Below are 19,858 nucleotides of genomic sequence, written 5' to 3' on the forward strand. Positions count from 1 at the left end.
TTATGGAAAAAGAAAAAAAATTATATCTTTTATGGGTGACAGGTAATCCAATTAGTTCAGAGAAAATGGTATTAATGTACGCAATTAACAGTATGATCAATAATTTGTGGGATGAAGTTCATGTCATTATATGGGGGGCATCAGCTAAACTAGCTGCAGAAAACAAATTAATTCAAGATCAAATTGAGGTGGCACTTCATCATGGTGTGAAAGTATCAGCATGCAAAGGGTGTGTAGAACAGTTAGGCGTAAAAGATAAACTACAATGGCTTGGTGTTGAAGTGAAATCTGTAGGAGAAGAGTTAACAAAGGTATTACAAGAGGGATATACTGTATTAACGATATAGCCCCAAAATTTGTAGATAAATTAACAAGGAGGCCTAGAGCTTCCTTTATTTATGCAACATTTATAGACAGCGATAGTTATATTGTACTAAAAAAAATACAATTTTTTATTCTATAATATTGTATACAAGAGTTTACATGACAGGATATTAGGTGTAAAATTATAGATGTAGTAAAATTTAGGTTATATTAATTCCTATAAATGCTAATAATTATAGCGTTAATATAATTTTAAATTCATTATTGTATAATATTATATTTAAATATTATAGTAAAATATAAAAGGAGAGAATACACATGGCAAAGAAAATGATGACCGTAGATGGTAACACTGCTGCCGCATATGTTGCATATGCCTATACAGATGTTGCAGCAATCTACCCAATTACACCATCTTCAAACATGGCAGAAGCTGTTGATGAATGGGCAGCAAAAGGTAACAAGAATATTTTTGGACAAACTGTTAACGTAGTAGAAATGCAATCAGAAGCAGGTGCAGCAGGTGCATTTCATGGTTCACTGCAAGCAGGCGCTTTAACAACAACTTTTACAGCTTCACAAGGTTTACTTCTTATGATTCCTAATATGTACAAAGTAGCTGGTGAATTATTACCAGGCGTATTCCACGTAAGCGCTCGTGCACTAGCTGCTCAAGCTCTATCTATCTTTGGGGATCACCAAGATGTTATGGCTACAAGACAAACAGGATGTGCAATGCTTGCTACAGGTTCTGTACAAGAAGTTATGGACCTTGCTCCAGTTGCTCACCTTGCAGCTATTAAAGGCAGAGTACCATTTGTACACTTCTTTGATGGATTTAGAACTTCACATGAAGTACAAAAAGTTGAAGCAGTTGATTATGAAGATTTAGCAGCTCTTATAGATCAAAATGCAGTACAAGAATTCAGAAACAGAGCCCTATCACCAAACCATCCAGTAACACGTGGTACAGCTCAAAATCCAGACATTTACTTCCAAACAAGAGAAGCTTCAAATAAATTTTACAACAATCTTGTACCTATTGTAGAAGAATATATTAATAAAATGAATGAACTTACAGGCAGACAATATGGTTTATTCAATTATTATGGTGCACCAGATGCTGAATATGTTATTGTAGCTATGGGTTCTGTAACAGAAACAATAGAAGAAACAATTGATGCACTTAATGCTAAAGGTGCAAAATACGGTCTTGTTAAAGTTCATCTATTCAGACCATTCTCAATTGAGCATTTCTTAAAAGCTATGCCTGCATCAGTTAAAAGAGTTTGTGTACTTGACAGAACAAAAGAGCCTGGTTCAATTGGCGAGCCTCTTTATTTAGATGTACGCTCAGTATTCTACAACAAAGAAAATGCACCTATGATCATTGGCGGACGTTATGGCCTTGGTTCAAAAGACACAACACCAACAACTATCAAAGCTGTTTATGATAATCTTGTTAGTGAAAATCCTAAAGATCAATTTACAGTAGGTATTGAAGATGACGTAACAAATACATCTATTCCTATGAATGATACGCTTAAAATTGCAGTAGAGGGTACTGTAAGATGTAAATTCTGGGGTCTTGGCTCAGATGGTACTGTTGGTGCGAACAAACAAGCTATCAAAATCATTGGTGATCATACAGATAAATATGCACAAGCTTACTTTGCATACGACTCTAAAAAATCTGGCGGGGTAACTATTTCTCACTTAAGATTTGGTAATACACCTATTCGTTCAACTTACCTTATTGATGAGGCTGACTATATTGCTTGTCATAATCAATCTTATGTTTATCAATATGATTTATTAAAAGGACTTAAAAAAGGCGGCGTATTTGTTCTTAACTGTATCTGGGATGCAGCAGAACTTGAACAACATTTACCTGCTAGAATGAAACAATATATTGCGAAAAACGACATTCAGTTCTATACAGTTAACGCAACTAAAATAGCTGAAGAAATCGGACTTGGCAACAGAATTAATATGATCATGCAAGCGACATTCTTTAAACTTGCAAATATCATTCCACAAGAAGAAGCTATCGGATACCTTAAACAAGCTGTTGTTAAAGCATATGGCAACAAAGGTGAAAAAGTTGTTAATATGAACTATTCAGCTATTGATCAAGGGGTTGACTCAGCTGTTAAAGTTACAGTAACAGATGCATGGGCTACTGCTGAAGATACAAAAGCAGGAAGTGTAGACGAACCAGCATTCATCACAAATATCTTAAGACCAATGAATGCTCAAGAAGGAGATATTCTTCCAGTAAGTGCATTTAATAATATTGAAGATGGTACGTTCCCATGTGGTACATCTGCTTATGAAAAACGCGGTATTGCAATTAATGTACCAGAATGGATACCAGAAAACTGTATTCAATGTAACCAATGTTCTTATGTATGTCCACATGCAACAATCAGACCATTCCTCTTAAATGAAGAAGAAGTTAAAAATGCACCAGAAAGCTTTGTAACTAAAAAAGCTGTTGGTAAAGGCTTAGAAGGTTTAGCATACAAGATTCAAGTAGCTACAATGGATTGTACAGGCTGTGGAAACTGTGCAGATATCTGCCCATCTAAACAAAAAGCACTTGTTATGAAACCACTTGATACACAAACAGAAAAAGAAGTTCCAAACTGGGCATATGCGGTATCAGAAGTTTCTGTAAAAGAAGATCTTGTATCAGCAAGTACTGTTAAAGGAAGCCAATTCAAACAACCACTTATCGAGTTCTCAGGAGCTTGTGCAGGTTGTGGCGAAACACCATATATCAAACTCGTTACACAATTATTTGGTGATCGTATGATGATTGCTAATGCAACAGGATGTTCTTCAATCTGGGGCGCTTCTGCACCATCAACACCATATACAACTAACTGCAAAGGACAAGGACCATCATGGGCAAACTCTTTATTTGAAGATAATGCTGAATATGGGTTTGGTATGCATCTAGGTGTTAAGCAGATGAGAAATAAAATTAAAGCATCTATGGAAGAGCTTATTGCTATGGATGTTGATGCATCAGCTAAAGAAGCCTTTACAGAGTGGATTGAAACTATGAATCTTGGGGAAGCTTCAAAAGCAGCTTCAGCGAAAGTAATGGAAATCCTTGAAAATAATAGTATTACTGATAGTGCAGCTCAAGCATTACTCAAAGAAATCGAAGATAGAAAAGATTATCTTGTGAAGAGATCTGTATGGATGCTTGGGGGAGATGGTTGGTCATATGATATCGGATACGGCGGTCTTGACCATGTACTTGCATCAGGTGAAGATGTAAATGTACTTGTATTTGATACAGAAATTTACTCTAATACAGGCGGACAATCTTCTAAAGCAACACCAGCTGCTGCTATTGCTAAATTTGCAGCGTCAGGTAAAAAATCACGTAAAAAAGACCTTGGTATGATGATGATGTCATATGGCAACGTATATGTTACACAAGTTGCTCTTGGCGCAGATAAAAACCAACTTATGAAAGCTGTACTTGAAGCAGAAGCATATGATGGACCATCAATTATTATCGCTTATGCACCATGTATCAGCCATGGATTAAAAGAAGGTATGGGACGTACTATTGCCAACGAAGAACAAGCTGTTAAAGCGGGTTACTGGCATTTATACAGATTCAATCCTTTACTCAAAGCAGAAGGCAAAAATCCATTCAGCCTAGATTCAAAAGAACCAACAGAAAGCTTTAGAGACTTTATCTTAGCACAAGTAAGATATTCAGCACTTGCTAAACAATTCCCAGAACAAGCTGAAGAATTATTTGTAATGGCAGAAGAAAGTGCAAAAGACAGATATGAGTCTTACAAAAGACTTACTGTTTAATAGTAAACCTAAATATAAGTAATAAAGAAAATTAAGATGTATTAAAATATTTAATTATATAATCTAGATTATAGAGAAATAACTTTGAAACTTAAGTTATTCATGTGATTAAAGTTATTTCTCAAATGATTTCATCTGGCGACGAATATCATACAAAAAATATCCCTCTTATCTGACGAGATAGAGGGATATTTTTTGTATGAACAGATATGTCAAAAATTAACAAGATTTTTAAAAAAAATATCTAAAAATATGTATTTACATAAGCTACTAAATGGGTGTAATATTTAAGAGTTGGCTGATTAGCCGTAACTTGAAATTATCTTAGGAGGAGAAGTAGTGGAAACAACAAAAAACACACAAACAGCAGAAACAATAGCAGACCCTTCAGCACTGGGACTATTGGGACTTGCAATGGTAACGTTAGTAGCTTCATCACAAAAATTAGGTTTAACAGAAGGGGTATCTCTCGTTATCCCGTGGGCTATCTTTTTAGGTGGATTCGTGCAACTTATAGCATGTATTATAGATGCTAAGAAAAATAATGTATTCGGTGCAACAGCATTTGGCGGGTACGCATTTTTCTGGTTTAGTGTAGCAATGACCTGGTTTATTCAAAATGGTGTATTTGGTGAGAAATTACAAGCTGGAGCTGATTCTCATCAATTAGGTTTTGCATTTGTTGGTTATTTGATTTTTACATTATTTATGACGATCGGATCAATGGAAACTAATAAAGTATTGTTTATTATTTTTACTTTGATTAACTTCTTATTTATAGGACTTGCATTAAGCTCATTTGGCATTGCTTATGAAGCTGCACATAAATTAGCTGGATGGAGTGAATTTTTAATATCATTAGTTTCTTTTTATGGCTGTGGTGCCAATGTATTAAATAGACATTTTGGAAGAGAGTTCTTACCTCTAGGTAAGCCGTTTGGGATCTTTAAAGGGGAAAACGCTCAAGTAAGAGGCGTAAAAACACTTTTAGAAAGATAAGATAAATTATTTAGATTGGATTGAAGAGTGTACTGATAAATGTTAAAATAATTTATAATCATTCTTGACTTATAATAACTTGATTCTTCATGGGGATAATATGATTATAGTTTAATGACGCTTAGAAGAGGTACACTATGGATAATATTTTTGAAGAATTAAAGGCATTAGGATTTGATAATTTAGGTAATGCAGAGGTTTTTGCAACAGATCAAAAGAAAAAATCAGCAGAGCATTCACATAAAAATGCTGTAACTTCTTTAGAGGATATACTATATGATAAGACTTATGTTTGTCCTATCTGTGATAAAGTCTTTACAAGTAAGGCTATTCGCTCGGGAAAGAACAAATTAATGTCTATAGATACCGATCTTAAGCCGCAATATGATCATGTTAATCCTATTATTTATGAATGTATAGTATGTCTTAGATGTGGTTATGCGGCTTTAGGAAAAGCATTTGGTCCAATACCTCCTAGACAGATCTCATGGGTTAAGGAGCAAGTTTGCTCTAAGTATAAAGGTCAGGATTATCCAGATATTATGACACATGATCATGCTATAGAACGCTATAAGTTAGCACTTCTAAATGCCATGGTAAAAAAGGCTAAAGACGGTGAAAAAGCTTATCTTTGCCTAAAGATAGCTTGGTTATACCGGGATTTAAAAAATCAGCAGCAAGAAGAAGTTTTTTTGAAGTATGCACTTACAGGTTTTTTAAATGCTTATAATAACGAAAGATTTCCAATTTTTGAATTGGATGAATTAACAACAGCCTATATTATTTCAGACCTTTACAGACGCTTTAAAGAATACGATAAGGCACTGCAATGGGTAGGGTGTGTTATATTAGAGAGAAATGCATCTTTAAAGCTTAAAACAAGAGCGCTACATTTGAAAAGTTTAATTCGAGAAGAAAAAAGTGCTCAAGTAGAAAATCAATCCAAAAGCAAATGATAATAGACGTTTATGTTGTAGTGGCAGGCCTTGCGGTCTGCCCTTTTATTGTGAAATAGTAAAGTTCGTCTTGCTCGCAAGGAATCAAACTTTATTATTTTACAATTGCGTGCATTTTTTGTACGCCACTTTGTTAAATATAAAACTTACTCGATTAAAATATACCAATTTTTTCTTTAAAAATCTTTATATTTTTGAGAAAATGCTCATAGTTTATCATGCTAAAATCAGGTATTATTATAAGGAGATGTCTATTGAATTGTAATAAAGTGCTATTATATAATAGCAATATATAATAGCATATCAAATAAGAAACATATAATTTTGAATAACTCTAATGAGTTGGGAGAAAAATATAATGTAGTGTATTTTACAAGATTTATGAACTTAGTTTTAAGAATTAATAATGAATATTGGAGAGATGATATGAGAAAAACAAAAATAATATGTACATTAGGTCCAGCTACAGACGATGAGCAAATTTTAAAAGAATTAATAATCTCAGGTATGGATGTAGCCCGCTTTAACTTCTCCCATGGTGATCATGACAGCCATAAAGAAACATTTGACAAACTGGTAAGACTAAGAAAAGAACTTAATAAACCGATTGCTACGCTGCTTGATACTAAAGGTCCGGAAATAAGAATACAGAAGTTTGAACAGGGCAAAGTGGTTCTTAATAAAGGGAATACATTTACTTTAACGACAAGAGAGATAGTAGGTAATGAAGAAGAGGTAAGTGTAACTTATAAAGAAATGCCAAGAGATGTGCGTGAAGGACAACTCATTCTACTGGATGATGGACTTATAGAACTTTCTGTACAAAGAATTGAAGATACTGATATCATATGTAAGATTATGAACAATGGTGTTATATCTAATAATAAAGGGGTTAATTTACCAGGAACCCGTCTTTCAATGCCTTATATAAGTGCAAAGGACAGAGCAGATATTATTTTTGGTATTCAAACTGGCTTTGATTTTATAGCGGCTTCTTTTACAAGAACGGCTAAAGATATACTTGAGATCCGTCAGATTTTAGATGAGTATAATTGTCATACAGTTAATATTATAGCTAAAATTGAAAACAGAGAAGGCGTTGATAATATTGATGAGATTATTCGCGTAGCTGATGGTATTATGGTCGCAAGAGGAGATATGGGAGTAGAGATACCAGCAGAAGAAGTACCAGCTCTGCAAAAAATGATCATTACTAAGGTTTACAATAGTGGCAAGCAGGTTATTACAGCTACACAAATGCTAGACTCCATGATGAAAAATCCAAGACCAACAAGAGCTGAGACTAATGATGTAGCTAATGCGATCTATGATGGAACAAGTGCTATTATGCTTTCAGGAGAGACTGCAGCAGGTCTTTATCCAGTAGAAGCAGTTAAAACTATGGTTAGAATAGCTTTAAGAACAGAAAATGATATAGATTATATTAAGCGTTTTAAAAATAATTCAAATGATGAGCTTCCTAATGTAACGAGTGCGATTTCTCATGCTACTTGTACTACAGCTCATGATTTAGGAGCTGCAGCGATTATTACGGTCACTAAATCAGGAAGAACGGCTAGAATGATTTCAAAGTATAGACCGGTACCCCCTGTTATTGGATGTACAAGTTCACCACATGTTTATCATCAGCTTAATTTGTCTTGGGGGGTTACACCACTTTTTATTCCAGAGGAAGAAAATAGTGATTCATTATTTGAACGTGCAATAGAAGCTGCAGAGAATACAGGTATTGTACAAAGTGGAGATTTAATAGTTATAACAAGTGGTATTCCGCTTGGGATTTCTGGGACAACTAATATGATAAAAGTTGATGTTGTAGGGAATATTTTAGTCTCAGGAAAAGGTATTACAAATAAAAGTGTTTGCGCTAATATTTGTGTTTGTAAAAATGATGAAGAAGCAATTAAGAAATTTAATGAAGGCGACATTCTTGTTATTCCTCAAACATCTAACGAACTGCTGCCGCTTTTAAAGAAGGCTGCAGGTATCATTACAGAGCAAGATGGATTAAATTCACATGCAGCTATTGTAGGACTCGCAATAGACATTCCAGTTATTGTAGGAGCATCACAAGCTACAAGTATTCTAAAATCTGGAACAGTTGTTATGATAGATGCATTAAGAGGCATCGTCTCTAACAAATAAGGGTTAAAATTAAAAAGGCAGCTTTAAAATCTAACTTTAGAGGAGAATAGGGACATGTCGAAGTTTGAAAATATTACAATTGTTAAAAAGGCTAATGTATATTTTGAAGGTAAAGTAACAAGCAGAACAGTGATTTTTGAAAGTGGGGAAAAGAAAACCCTAGGCATTATGTTGCCAGGGACCTATACATTTTCTACGGCTGATAAAGAAATTATGGAAATATTAGGGGGAAGTATGGAAGTAAAACTGCCTGGAAGTGATGCATTTATCACCTATAAAGAAGGCGAAAGTTTTACAGTGCCTAGTAACTCAAGTTTTGATCTTGTTATTAACGAAGTCAGCGACTACTGCTGTTCCTACATTAAAGAATAGTATAGTACTTGAAAATATATTTTAAGGAACAAGTTCAACAATATCTAAATGTGAAATCTTAACGACTTCACCTTCTTTTAAAGATATTTTAAGAGCTGTATCAGGAGCTAGGGATGAATGCATAGTAAGCAGCTCGTTAAATCTGATATGCTGTGTGTCGTCATAAATAATAAAACTTCCGGATCCTTCGGGCGTTACAAGGGTATAATCTCCTACAGGGACATCTCTTCCAACTAAATGATAGCCAGGGAGTAGGATTGTTTTTTGAAATATAGGGGCTGGGGAAAAAGTAACACTATCGAGGCCGGATATCAAAATGAGATCTCCTTGATCTATATTGGTTTCTATTTTAGTTACACCAACTGTAGAGTCAGAATTATGAGGATAGGTAAGTACTTCATTGATATAAGGTAGCTCTTCTTTATAGATAAAAAGATTGCCTATTCCTTTAGTAGTAGTTATAATATAGCGTCCTGGGAGAATATCTTTACCGGTTATAAAAGAGCCGGAAGTTAATGTTAGCGTTAGAGGTGTTTTTGGACTGCTAAATACCTCACCTATTTGTATGGGAGAGCGACCAGCAGGCATAAGAGAGCTATCTTCTTTAGCGTTGGTATAATCAGATTTTGATGTAAAAACACCTAATACAACGAAGGTAAGAAGTATAGGGATCACCCATAACCAGCCACTCATATGGATTGGTGTGTGTACAAGCTTTCCGCACTTGTTGCAGACTTTGTGAGTGGGATTAACAGTATGGTTACAGAATTTACATTTCATATTTAGTCCTCCAAATTCTATAAATATATCCATAGTATTCCCAATAATAATCAAAGCATACTTAAAGAAATATAGTTAAGATAGCGCATTTTAATCAACAATAAGGCATTAAGAATATAAAAAAAAGTAACCTATAAGATAGACATGTAAAAAAGTCTACCTGAATAGGTTCTTTTTTATTACTTGAAAATTTTTATAAAATGAAAAGGACATATGTTAGGGAGAAAGGAATCTAACATATGTCCAGGGAAAGGATGCTACAAAGCAGAACACAATAAGAATAGCGCTAATTGCATTAAAAAACAAGGTATGGGGGGTAAAAAAGATAGACTAAAAAGATTAAATTTTAAATAGGATTCCCACAATAGCTGCGCCTAATATATAGACAATTGGGTGCTTTTTTGTTTTATTAGTTATAAAAAGTAAAGCTACAAATAATAAAGTTGCTTTAATATCAAAAACGTCTATTAATTTCTGAGAGAGTTTAAATTGTTCAAGTGTAATGATGGACACCTTAAATACTTCAAAACCGGCAAGTGCAATAAGTGCTGTTACTGCAGGTCTTAGGCCATAGAAAGCACCTTGGACATAAAAGTTCTCATTAAATCGATTAAGAAATTTTGCGACAAGGATAATAACAATAACAGATGGGGTGATAAGGCCTAATGTTGCTATAATGCCTCCTAATACACCAGCTGAAGAGTAGCCGGCATAGGTAGCCATATTAACCCCAATAGGGCCAGGCGTAGATTCTGAGATAGCTATCATATCAGGTAGAACGGCAGCATCCAGCCAGGAATATTTATCTGAGAGAGCATATAAAAAGGGCAAGGTAGCCAGCCCGCCTCCTACAGCAAACAAGCCGATCTTAAAGAATTCTATAAAAAGGATTAAATAAATCATAGTTTTTTTACCTCACGTATCTTTTGGGCAAGAATACCTATAAGTGCAGCAGAAACGATAATGTAGGCTGGAGAAATATTAAAAAGTATGCCTATTGCAAGTGATCCTATAAATAGAACAACCCCTATCCAATCGATGATGGCTGTTTTTAGCATTTTGACAACAATATTAATAACTAAAACAGAAACAATAACACGTACACCAGCAAATGCATGTTGAACCACCTCAAGATCGTTAAAGTTTTTAAGAATAGAAGCAATAAGCGTAATGATAATAAGTGAAGGAAAAACCATTCCTAAAGTTGCAGCTACGGCGCCAATAATGCCCTTATGTTTATAACCTATAAAAGTTGATGTATTAATAGCAATAACACCAGGTGTGCATTGGCCTATTGCATAATAATCCATTATTTCTGACTCAGTTGCCCAGCCATGTTTATCTACAATCTCTTTTTGCAGCATAGGCAGCATGGCATAACCACCGCCAAAGGTAAAACAACCTACACGGGCAAAGGCAGAAAATAAAATCCACAGTTCTTTCATGATCTAATCTCCTTTTAAAATTTTTATGCGCTATTATTATAACAGTAATAGGAATGATTTATAAGATTAAAATATAAAATAGTAAAGTAGCTGCCAATAAATTATTTATAAGATGCTTATTTAACTTATCTGCTGAATAACTTATAATAAGATATAAGGCTGTAAATAAAGGGCGATAATTGTAGAATTGGGGGGGCGGAGATGCAGCAAAATAAAAAGGATCATTCAATAATTATAGGTCTTAGTATTTCATTAGCTATTATAGTATTTGGGGTTATGTTTTTTATAGTGCTTGGAATATTGGGGTATACAAGTCAATCAGTTGATAGGAGCGAGGTAGTTATTAAGAATACAAAAATTATGCCGCATACTATAACACCAGAAGTAAAACAAAAGCCTTATTTCACTTATGAAGAACAACAAGGTTTTAAGATATATAGTGTGTCTGTAATAGGGGCATTTAATAACTGGAATAAAAGCGCAACACTGTGTCAAAGAGATGATGCTGGGGTGTGGTTTGTTACAGTTGATTTAGAACCAGGTGAATATGAATATAGATTTTTTATTAATAATGAACTTGTACTTAATGATCCGTGGGCGGATAAATATATGCTGGATCAAAACAATGAAGTAGTATCCGTTGTAATCATAAATGATGACGGACAAAGAGCAAATACAACGGGTGTGCAGTATGATCTTTCTATAAGACAGTATGCGACACATTCTTTTGAACAAGAAGACAGGATTTTTGAGAACTATAAAATATTTAATATTTATAAAGATAAGCAGGTCGTTCATTCTATAGATTGTACAGATATAAGCGGGTTAAGTGCTATAGTAGCTGTTTGGTATAGACCGGATGGCAGATTGTATGGCTATACGGGGGAGGTTTTGAGTGCAAGCAGCAAGGATGAGGGCTATTTTCTTTATTATAGCTTTCCGATTGATGAAGGCACTATGCTTGGCAAGTGGAAGGTGCATATTTTTGCAAATGGTTATTTTTTAATAGAAGATTCTTTTACAATTACAGATGGCAATTCTATAGAAATACAAGATATAGTGCAAGAAGGAGAAGAGATACTGTAGAAAGAGGAGGCATGTATATGGGAACGTTTGATAAGATTAACTCAGGTATTGAAGGCATAGATAAGGCCCTGCATTCTATTAGAATCGGTGACAATGTAGTATGGCAGGTTTCTGATATTAAAGCGTATAAATATGTGGCAGTATCTTTTGCTAAACAGGCACTCTTAGAACAAAGAAAGATCATTTACATTCGTTTTGCTGAACATGAAGCCATCTTAGAAGAGGATCTTGGTGCTAAAATTATAAAACTTGATAGTGAACCAGGTTTTGAAGGCTTTACCGTAAAAGTAAATGAGATTATTACCGAAGAAGGTAAAGAAGCATTCTATGTTTTTGACTGTCTTTCGGAACTACAGGCTGTATGGGCTACAGATCTTATGATGAGTAATTTCTTTCAAGTAACGTGTCCTTATTTGTATGAAATGGATACTGTGGCATATTTTGCTTTGCTTAGGAACAGGCATTCTTACGCATCCATTGCCAAGATAAGGGAGACTACGCAGCTATTTATAGATATTTACAGTAAGAATCAAGATATGTTTATACATCCATTAAAAGTTTTTAATAGATACAGTTCAACAATGTTTCTGCCCCATGTTTTTAAAGATAAATTAGGTATAAGATTAGAACCGTTAGTTGATGGCATAAGTGCCAGCAAGTTTTATTTTATTATGTCTGAGAGTTATAATGGGCAAAATGAAAAAGCGCTTGATAATTGGGATAATTTTTTTATCAAAACAAATGTGGAGCTTCGAGGCGGTGTTGGTGATAAGCACCTTATATTAAAAAAACTCTGTAAGATGTTTATAGGAAAAGATAAGAAAATTATTGAGCTTGTAAAAAATGAGCTAACTATAAGCGATTTTTTTAATATCAAAGAAAGAATGGTAGGTACAGGGTCTATAGGCGGAAAAGCGGTAGGGATGCTTTTAGCCCGCAAAATAGTAGAAAATCATCTACCGGCTTTAGGGCTGTTTATGGAGCCCCATGACTCTTTTTATATAGGGGCTGACGTATTTTATACTTTTATTGTACAGAACGGCTGGTGGAGGTTAAGAATAGCTCAAAGAACAAAAGAAGGGTATTTTACAGCAGCAAAGAGGCTCCAGGAAAAAATCTTAGACGGACATTTCGCAGAAAGTATAAGGGAGCAGTTTAGGAGACTCTTAGAGTATTATGGGCAGAATCCAATTATAGTACGCTCAAGCAGCTTATTAGAAGATGGATTTGGCAATGCTTTTGCAGGCAAGTATGAATCCGTTTTTTGTGCAAATACAGGGACGTTAGAAGAGAGACTTAAGGCTTTTGAAAAGGCTGTGAAGAAAGTTTACGCAAGTGCTATGGATGAATCAGCCCTTGTATATCGTAAGCAAAGGGGTATGGGGGAACAAGATGAACAAATGGCAATTTTGGTTCAAAGGGTATCTGGTTCAAGGTTTGAGGATATCTTTATGCCCTGTGTTGGTGGGGTAGGCCACTCTTATAATGCTTATGTATGGCATAAAGATATTGATCCTAAGGCTGGTATGGTAAGAGTTGTATTTGGACTTGGAACAAGAGCTGTTGACAGAACTGATGGGGATTATCCAAGAGTAGCTGCACTTGATAGACCAGAAATGACTACAGCGATGAGTACAGAAGAGAAATATAAATTTTCACAGCACTATATAGATGTTATTAATCTTACTGAAGGTAAATTAGATACAATAGGTATTAAGGCTTTGAGTCAAAAGGTGCCGCAGTGGGTAAAAAATGCATTGCTGGAAAATGATTATGAGGCTGAAGCAAGGCTTAGGGAACTTGGCAGAAGAGAAGAGGTTTTTGCTATAACCTGCGATAAAATACTTAAGAAGCAAGAAATAGTAAGCCATCTTAAAGAGATGATGCATATTTTGCAAAGCACCTATAACTATCCTGTAGACATTGAATTTACGATTAATATCTCTGACCAAGGAGAATATGTTGTCAATTTACTGCAGTGCAGACCGCTGCAAGTAAAAGGCCTTGGTAAAAATATTACACTGCCCCAGATAGAGCGCCAAAAGGCACTGTTTGAACTCACAAATGCAACGATGGGGGGGCCGATTTTTCAAAAGATAGATCAGGTAGCAGTGATTGACATGCATAACTATTATCATGCTCCACTTCATATAAAATATAGTGTTGCAAGAATAATAGGACAAATTAACTTTTGGGCAAAGAAAAACAAACAAGTTGTTATGCTTATAGGGCCGGGCCGGTGGGGAACGAGTTCGCCGGAACTTGGCGTTCCTGTGAAGTTTGCAGAAATCAGCTATATTAAAGTTTTATGTGAAGTGCCTTATGAAGGGGTAGATATTATGCCAGAGCTTTCATATGGCAGTCATTTTTTCCAGGACTTAGTTGAGACAGATATTTTTTATGCAGCCATTATAAAAAATAACAGCACAAATTACTATCAGCCTGAGCTCTTAGAAAAAACCAAAAATATTTATAGAGAGATTATACCTAATAGCGAAGAGTTTGAAGCCATTATTAAAGTATATGATGTGAGAAACATGAGTCTTACACTCATGTCAGATACAATAACGCATAAGACCGTATGTATGTCGTATAAAAATGTTGAATAAAGTCTGTAAGTGTAATTCTATATGCAGTATAATGAAATAAAGTGCAATAATAAATGATTAAGGATATGAGGAAGTACATATGGAAAAAATAAAAGAAGAACTTAAACGATACAAATGGCTTTGGATTTTTGGAGTCGTAGTGGCATTAAGTATGGGAGTGCTGGCAGCTAATATGCACGTCATCACGTTTATGCACGCTTATATAAAAGAGGATACTGCAAATGTTATCAGGCTGATAAGTAAAGATATAAAAAATGAAGCGAGACAAGATAGTTGGTATTTTAAGAAGGGAATAGACTATCTTCTTGAGGATGCATCAGAGGAAAGCCTCGATTTTCTTGAAGAAAGTCTAGAAGAACTTAATGCAGATAGGCAATATGATGTTATAAAAGCGTATAACAGCAAAAAAATACTTTTCAAAGATCATAAAGTGGTTATCCAAATACTTATGCAAGATTTAGGAAATAGTATAGCTCAAGATTATCTCAAGCGAGTAGATGTAAGTAAACTCGATCAAGAATTATTTTACTATTTTGGAGATAAACCGGCTATAACTAATGAGTTTATAGATACACTCTATCAAATACTAACTGTTTATCCAAAACAATTGCCCTTAGATCAATTCCAGTTTGATTTATATAATATATTAACGCTGGAGGGAGAAGAGGGAGAGACAAAAAAGAGTCAAATATTTAGTAAGCTTGAACCAGAAGCTGCAAAATTACTTTTATTTAAAGAACTTAAAACTAAACCAGTTGATTTAGATGTACTTAATACGTGGGTCGAATTTTTAAATAAAAGTAAAGTTTTAACAGGTGAAGAATATGCAGGATTTACTAATCATTATGCTCAGATTCAGCTCATGCGTAGTCAGTATAAACGCTTAAGTGAACAAGAAGTCGATCTTAAGAATAAAAAAGAAATGATAGAGGTAGAAATTGGAGATAAACTAAAGCTTTTAGAATCAAACCAAAAAGCAATTAATGCACTAAAGTATGAAGTATCTGACTTAGAGCAAGAGCTTGAAAAGCTTACAGACTATGCACATATGGCATTTTATATTGATAAAGCCTATGGAAATGGGGAGTATGAGGCTTCAGTTCCAAGAAAAAACCTATTTGGCAACTATAAATCGTCCAGCCAGAAGTATATTCTTAAGTTAAGTACAACAGAGTTTTATCAAGAAGGCGTATACTATGTAGATGTTTATTTAAATGGCACGAAAGTAAATCCTAAAGGCAATGAGTATCCGCACTACATAGAAGTACCAAAAGGCAATTTAGAACGTATCAGTACATTAAGCCGCAGCAGGGGGCTAAAAGTAGATGAATTAGAAAGTCTCACCAATGAAACAGCTAAGCTTCAAACTCAAGTAGAAAGCGTAAAAAAAGAAACAGGCTATGAGGAGAATGAATTAGCTTTAGAAAATCTTCATAAGGAAAGAGAAGGGTTGACTAAAAAGATAGGGAGTAAAATAGTAGAGATTAAAAATATGCTTGGAATAGGCAATGTAAGTATGAGAGATCTATAATATAAGCTAAAAATAGGGTTAAAAAAATAAGAGATATAAAAAAGCACTTATGTAATCTAATTGCTTGAAGAAAATACCTTTCTTCATTGCTATTAAAGATATATAAGTGCTTTTTAGTTATTAAGGATAAATAAGTTGAACATTTTGTGTGTGAATATGCTCGAGGATATCTTGAGGAGGTTTTTGATTAAGGATAATAGTATGAACATCTCCAACACGGGCAAATGTGAAGGGCAAGACACGATTGAGTTTTGATATATCTAGCAAAATAATAACGTGTTTAGCCATATTAATTACTTTTTGCTTTAAGCTGCATTCATCAGAATAAGCATTAGTAAAACCACTTGTTAAAGAAAAGCCACTAGCAGCAATAAAGGCGATATCAATATTTAAGTGATCTAATTCTTGCAATGGTATAGCACCTGCAACAGAAAGGGTTGATTTATTAAGAATACCTCCTAGCAAAATAACTTGGGCATTTGGGTTTTTTAGAAGTTCAATACCTACATTCGGTGCATTAGTAATTCCGTGAATTTTAAGATTTGAAATATTTTGGGCGAGCTCAAGCGTTGTACTTCCTGCATCAAAAAATATAGAACACTCGTTATCTATAAAAGAAAGGGCCTGCTTAGCAATAATAGATTTTGAAGTTTTATTAAGTGTTGCTCTTGTATCAAAATCATAGGCAGAATCAGGTGATGAGGGGAGAAGTTTAGCACCTCCATGAGTCCTTACTAAAAAGCCTTTTTTAGCTAAAAAATCTAAGTCACGTCGAATCGTCATCTCAGAGACATCAGGAAGCAGAGCAATCAGCTCACTAATACGTAGTTCATTATGTTTATTAAGTTCCTCTAAAATGAAATCGCGTCTTGTCTGTTTCAAATAAGCGTCCTCCTTGGTATGTGTATATTTGTGAGTTTATAAAAGAAGTATATCAAAAAAAATTTAATAAATAAAGAATAAACTTAAAATATAACATATAATAGCAATGAAATAACATTATAAATAAAAATATAACAATTAATGTTTGATTATATAACATATAATGATATAATAAACATATAATTTATCATAATAACAATAAATGATATTATGAAAAGGGGGAAGTAAATATGGCAATTGTAACACTGGCAGATATATTAAAAGATGCTAAGGAAAATAAATATGGTGTGGGGATGTTTAATACTGTTAATCTAGAAATGGCTAGAGCAGTTATTGGGGCAGCAGAAGAGGAAAACTCACCTGTAATTATTGCTCTTGCAGAGGTACATATCCCTTATGGAGATTTAAATACTTTAGCACCGATTATGGTTAAGTTTGCAAAGGAGGCAAAGGTGCCGGTAGCGGTTCATCTTGACCATGGAATGAGTTTTGAACTTATTTTAAAGGCTATGCAGTCAGGGTTTACATCTATTATGTATGATGGTTCAACATTATCTTATGAAGAAAATATTGAAAAGACCAGGGAAATTGTAAAAATAGCTCATACATTAGGTATTTCGGTTGAAGCAGAGCTTGGTCATGTGGGGGGAGCAGAAGGCGGCAATGAAGATGGACATGAAACCTATTATACAAAAATAGAAGAAGCTGGCGAGTTTGTTCAAAGAACAGGGATTGATGCTTTAGCAGTAGCTATTGGTACCGCTCATGGAGAATACAAGGTTAAGCCTAAACTGGATATCAATAGACTTAGGGATATCCACAATGTAGTAAGTGCACCTTTAGTATTACATGGAGGTTCAGGATTATCAGATGATGATTTTAGAAATTGTATTGAGAATGGAATCAGCAAGGTGAATGTTTTTACAGATATGTCAATAGCAGCTTTAAATGCTATTGCAGACAGACCCAAAAAAACAAGTTATCCCGATCTTATTAACTTAACAATGGAAGCTATTAAAGCTGAAGTAGCATCTAAAATAAGGTTATTTGGCGGTTCAAACCGAGCATAAAGAGGTGAAGAAAATGGAGAAGGGAATAATTGTAGCAGGGAACTTACTTGTTGATTATGTAAAAATGATTGACAACTATCCTAAAAAAGGTATGCTCGCTAATATAACGCATGTTACAAGAGGAGTTGGCGGATGTGCTGCTAATACACTATCTAATTTAGCGATTATTGACTCAAGTATTCCTCTAAAGTGTATAGGCGCTGTGGGGAGAGATGAGAATGGTAGGTACCTTATGAACTTTCTTGAAAATCTGGGAATTGATATAACCTGCGTTAAAGAATGGGATAAGGAAATGACTTCATTCTCAGATGTAATGACAGTTAAAGAATCGGGAGAAAGAACTTTTTTTCATGCAAGAGGTGCTAATGCTGTTTTGAGTGAACAAGATATTCCCTTTGAAACTATCACGGCGGATATTTTTCATATAGGCTATGCACTGCTATTGGATCGATTTGATAGGGAAGATGCGGAATATGGAACGGTTATGGCAAGGGTACTTCATAGGATTCAAAAAACAGGTATAAAAACTTCTATAGATCTCGTAAGTGAGGATAGTGAACGTTTTGAAAAGGTTGTCAGGCCAAGCTTAAAGTATTGTAACTATTTTATTGCAAATGAGATAGAAGGAGGCAGAACAGTATCTATTACACCAAGAAAAGAAGATGACACGATTGATAGAGAACATATTAAGGCTATTTGTAAGGAACTTTTAGATTTAGGTGTCAAAGATTTAGTAGTCATTCATGCACCAGAAGGCGGATGGGCTATGACTCGTGAAGGTGCATTTTATGATGTACCAGCCTTGCAACTGCCATGTGGGTATATTAAAGGGAGTGTAGGCGCTGGAGATGCGTTTTGTGCGGGGATGCTTTATGGCATTTATAAACAGTATGGTATAGAAGAATGTCTTCAAATTGCCTGCGCGGCGGCGGCAGCAAATCTTGCATGTAGCGACTCGGTGTCCGGTATGAAGCCAATAGAGACTATCAAACAACTTTACAATTTATATCATTAATAAATGAATGATACTATATTAGATGGGGGATGGTTAGATGATATCAAAGGAGCAATTTGAGAAGTATCAACAAATTACTATAAACTATTTTAATAAAGCAGGTATAGTACTTACAGAAGAAGAGAAAAAAAGAATTGAAGTAGCTGATTTGGGACTTGGGCAATTAGAAACAACTGGTTTACAGCTTCTTACTTATGTTAATACGGATAGATGCTGCGCAAAAGAGCTAGTACTTATTCCTTATCAAACATGCCCAGAACATAGACATCCAAATATTGGAGATCGATCAGGTAAAGAAGAAACCTTTAGATGCCGTTTTGGAAAAGTATATCTTTATGTTGAAGGAGAACCCACTCAAAATATTAAGGCAGTTATTCCTAAGGGGAAAGAACATGCCTATACTGTTTTTAATGAGATAGAGTTAAATCCTGGAGAGCAGTATACCTTAGCACCTAATACGCTTCATTGGTTTCAAGGTGGAGAAGAAGGAGCTGTTATATCAGAGTTTTCCACTGCGAGCACAGATGAATTAGACATTTTTACAGATTCAGAGATACAGCGTATTCCTGTAATAAATGAATAGAGTGTAAGAGAAAGCCTTATCATTAAGTTCTGATATGAACTAATGATGAGGCTTTAATTTATTACTAATTTAGAAATATCTATAATTATTAGATTTTATTAAATAATAATATAAAATACGATTAATTTTGGTATAATAGATTAGAAATAGAAACTATCCTAAAATAATTCACTTTAATGCTAGTTACATTAGGA

At 34.5% G+C, this 19,858-nt stretch carries 16 protein-coding genes; 12 read left to right on the top strand and 4 right to left on the bottom strand.

Features of this window, described 5'->3' with window-relative positions; genetic code table 11:
- The first annotated feature begins 2 nt into the window (after positions 1-2).
- From BN3326_RS13085 to ppnP, 6 genes are all read left to right on the top strand, one after another.
- Positions 3-347 (top strand): DsrE family protein, encoded by a 345-nt coding sequence (locus BN3326_RS13085; protein ID WP_069999688.1) that lies wholly within the window; start codon positions 3-5, stop codon positions 345-347.
- Positions 348-642: 295 nt separating this feature from the next.
- Positions 643-4,170, top strand: a complete 3,528-nt coding sequence (gene nifJ, locus BN3326_RS13090) for a pyruvate:ferredoxin (flavodoxin) oxidoreductase (RefSeq protein WP_069999689.1) — start codon at positions 643-645, stop codon at positions 4,168-4,170.
- Positions 4,171-4,509: 339 nt separating this feature from the next.
- Positions 4,510-5,169: an acetate uptake transporter gene (locus tag BN3326_RS13095; RefSeq protein WP_069999690.1), complete on the top strand. Its 660-nt coding sequence runs from the start codon at positions 4,510-4,512 to the stop codon at positions 5,167-5,169.
- 137 nt (positions 5,170-5,306) lie between these two features.
- A complete protein-coding gene (locus BN3326_RS13100; protein WP_069999691.1) occupies positions 5,307-6,125 on the top strand; it encodes a DUF2225 domain-containing protein in 819 nt (272 codons plus the stop codon).
- Between the two features lie 426 nt (positions 6,126-6,551).
- Positions 6,552-8,291: a pyruvate kinase gene (gene pyk, locus BN3326_RS13105; protein WP_069999692.1), complete on the top strand. Its 1,740-nt coding sequence runs from the start codon at positions 6,552-6,554 to the stop codon at positions 8,289-8,291.
- 54 nt (positions 8,292-8,345) lie between these two features.
- Positions 8,346-8,663: a pyrimidine/purine nucleoside phosphorylase gene (gene ppnP / locus BN3326_RS13110; RefSeq protein ID WP_069999693.1), complete on the top strand. Its 318-nt coding sequence runs from the start codon at positions 8,346-8,348 to the stop codon at positions 8,661-8,663.
- A 21-nt stretch (positions 8,664-8,684) separates the two neighbouring features.
- Here the strand turns inward: ppnP and BN3326_RS13115 are convergent, their stop codons facing one another.
- The 3 genes from BN3326_RS13115 to BN3326_RS13125 all read right to left on the bottom strand — a co-directional run bounded on the left by BN3326_RS13115 (position 8,685) and on the right by BN3326_RS13125 (position 10,888).
- Complete coding sequence (locus BN3326_RS13115; RefSeq protein ID WP_069999694.1) at positions 8,685-9,443, bottom strand: hypothetical protein; 759 nt, start codon at positions 9,441-9,443, stop codon at positions 8,685-8,687.
- Between the two features lie 339 nt (positions 9,444-9,782).
- Positions 9,783-10,346, bottom strand: a complete 564-nt coding sequence (locus BN3326_RS13120) for a chromate transporter (protein WP_069999695.1) — start codon at positions 10,344-10,346, stop codon at positions 9,783-9,785.
- Positions 10,343-10,888, bottom strand: a complete 546-nt coding sequence (locus BN3326_RS13125) for a chromate transporter (protein ID WP_069999696.1) — start codon at positions 10,886-10,888, stop codon at positions 10,343-10,345. Before BN3326_RS13125 ends, BN3326_RS13120 begins: the two co-directional genes overlap by 4 nt.
- A 201-nt stretch (positions 10,889-11,089) precedes the next feature.
- Between BN3326_RS13125 and BN3326_RS13130 the strand changes: the two genes are divergently transcribed.
- The 3 genes from BN3326_RS13130 (at position 11,090) to BN3326_RS13140 (ending at position 16,114) form a co-directional block, all read left to right on the top strand.
- Positions 11,090-11,974 (top strand): isoamylase early set domain-containing protein, encoded by an 885-nt coding sequence (locus tag BN3326_RS13130; RefSeq protein ID WP_069999697.1) that lies wholly within the window; start codon positions 11,090-11,092, stop codon positions 11,972-11,974.
- 17 nt (positions 11,975-11,991) lie between these two features.
- Positions 11,992-14,583: a PEP/pyruvate-binding domain-containing protein gene (locus BN3326_RS13135; RefSeq protein ID WP_069999698.1), complete on the top strand. Its 2,592-nt coding sequence runs from the start codon at positions 11,992-11,994 to the stop codon at positions 14,581-14,583.
- Positions 14,584-14,662: 79 nt separating this feature from the next.
- Positions 14,663-16,114 (top strand): peptide chain release factor 1, encoded by a 1,452-nt coding sequence (locus tag BN3326_RS13140; RefSeq protein ID WP_069999699.1) that lies wholly within the window; start codon positions 14,663-14,665, stop codon positions 16,112-16,114.
- Between the two features lie 120 nt (positions 16,115-16,234).
- Here the strand turns inward: BN3326_RS13140 and BN3326_RS13145 are convergent, their stop codons facing one another.
- Positions 16,235-16,996 (bottom strand): DeoR/GlpR family DNA-binding transcription regulator, encoded by a 762-nt coding sequence (locus BN3326_RS13145; RefSeq protein WP_069999700.1) that lies wholly within the window; start codon positions 16,994-16,996, stop codon positions 16,235-16,237.
- A gap of 230 nt (positions 16,997-17,226) precedes the next feature.
- On the opposite strand from BN3326_RS13145, the gene BN3326_RS13150 reads away from it, so the two are divergent.
- Genes BN3326_RS13150 through BN3326_RS13160 form a run of 3 tightly spaced genes read left to right on the top strand, consistent with a single transcriptional unit; the run spans position 17,227 to position 19,664 of the window.
- Entirely contained in the window at positions 17,227-18,066 is an 840-nt protein-coding gene (locus BN3326_RS13150) for a class II fructose-bisphosphate aldolase (RefSeq protein ID WP_069999701.1), read from the top strand.
- A 13-nt stretch (positions 18,067-18,079) separates the two neighbouring features.
- Positions 18,080-19,081, top strand: coding sequence for a carbohydrate kinase family protein (locus BN3326_RS13155; RefSeq protein WP_069999702.1), 1,002 nt, complete (start codon positions 18,080-18,082; stop codon positions 19,079-19,081).
- A gap of 37 nt (positions 19,082-19,118) precedes the next feature.
- On the top strand, positions 19,119-19,664 hold the full coding sequence (locus tag BN3326_RS13160; RefSeq protein WP_141722916.1) for a D-lyxose/D-mannose family sugar isomerase: 546 nt from the start codon (positions 19,119-19,121) through the stop codon (positions 19,662-19,664).
- The last annotated feature ends 194 nt before the right edge of the window (positions 19,665-19,858 follow it).

The sequence above is a fragment of the Cellulosilyticum sp. I15G10I2 genome (assembly GCF_900095725.1).
Lineage (GTDB): Bacteria > Bacillota > Clostridia > Lachnospirales > Cellulosilyticaceae > FMMP01.

Bases quoted from the DNA above. Each gene is read 5' to 3' on its own strand.
- BN3326_RS13085 (WP_069999688.1), top strand. From the start codon at position 3: ATGGAAAAAGAAAAAAAATTATATCTTTTATGGGTGACAGGTAATCCA.
- nifJ (WP_069999689.1), top strand. From the start codon at position 643: ATGGCAAAGAAAATGATGACCGTAGATGGTAACACTGCTGCCGCATAT.
- BN3326_RS13100 (WP_069999691.1), top strand. From the start codon at position 5,307: ATGGATAATATTTTTGAAGAATTAAAGGCATTAGGATTTGATAATTTA.
- pyk (WP_069999692.1), top strand. From the start codon at position 6,552: ATGAGAAAAACAAAAATAATATGTACATTAGGTCCAGCTACAGACGAT.
- ppnP (WP_069999693.1), top strand. From the start codon at position 8,346: ATGTCGAAGTTTGAAAATATTACAATTGTTAAAAAGGCTAATGTATAT.
- BN3326_RS13115 (WP_069999694.1), bottom strand. From the start codon at position 9,443: ATGAAATGTAAATTCTGTAACCATACTGTTAATCCCACTCACAAAGTC.
- BN3326_RS13120 (WP_069999695.1), bottom strand. From the start codon at position 10,346: ATGATTTATTTAATCCTTTTTATAGAATTCTTTAAGATCGGCTTGTTT.
- BN3326_RS13125 (WP_069999696.1), bottom strand. From the start codon at position 10,888: ATGAAAGAACTGTGGATTTTATTTTCTGCCTTTGCCCGTGTAGGTTGT.
- BN3326_RS13130 (WP_069999697.1), top strand. From the start codon at position 11,090: ATGCAGCAAAATAAAAAGGATCATTCAATAATTATAGGTCTTAGTATT.
- BN3326_RS13135 (WP_069999698.1), top strand. From the start codon at position 11,992: ATGGGAACGTTTGATAAGATTAACTCAGGTATTGAAGGCATAGATAAG.
- BN3326_RS13140 (WP_069999699.1), top strand. From the start codon at position 14,663: ATGGAAAAAATAAAAGAAGAACTTAAACGATACAAATGGCTTTGGATT.
- BN3326_RS13150 (WP_069999701.1), top strand. From the start codon at position 17,227: ATGGCAATTGTAACACTGGCAGATATATTAAAAGATGCTAAGGAAAAT.
- BN3326_RS13155 (WP_069999702.1), top strand. From the start codon at position 18,080: ATGGAGAAGGGAATAATTGTAGCAGGGAACTTACTTGTTGATTATGTA.
- BN3326_RS13160 (WP_141722916.1), top strand. From the start codon at position 19,119: ATGATATCAAAGGAGCAATTTGAGAAGTATCAACAAATTACTATAAAC.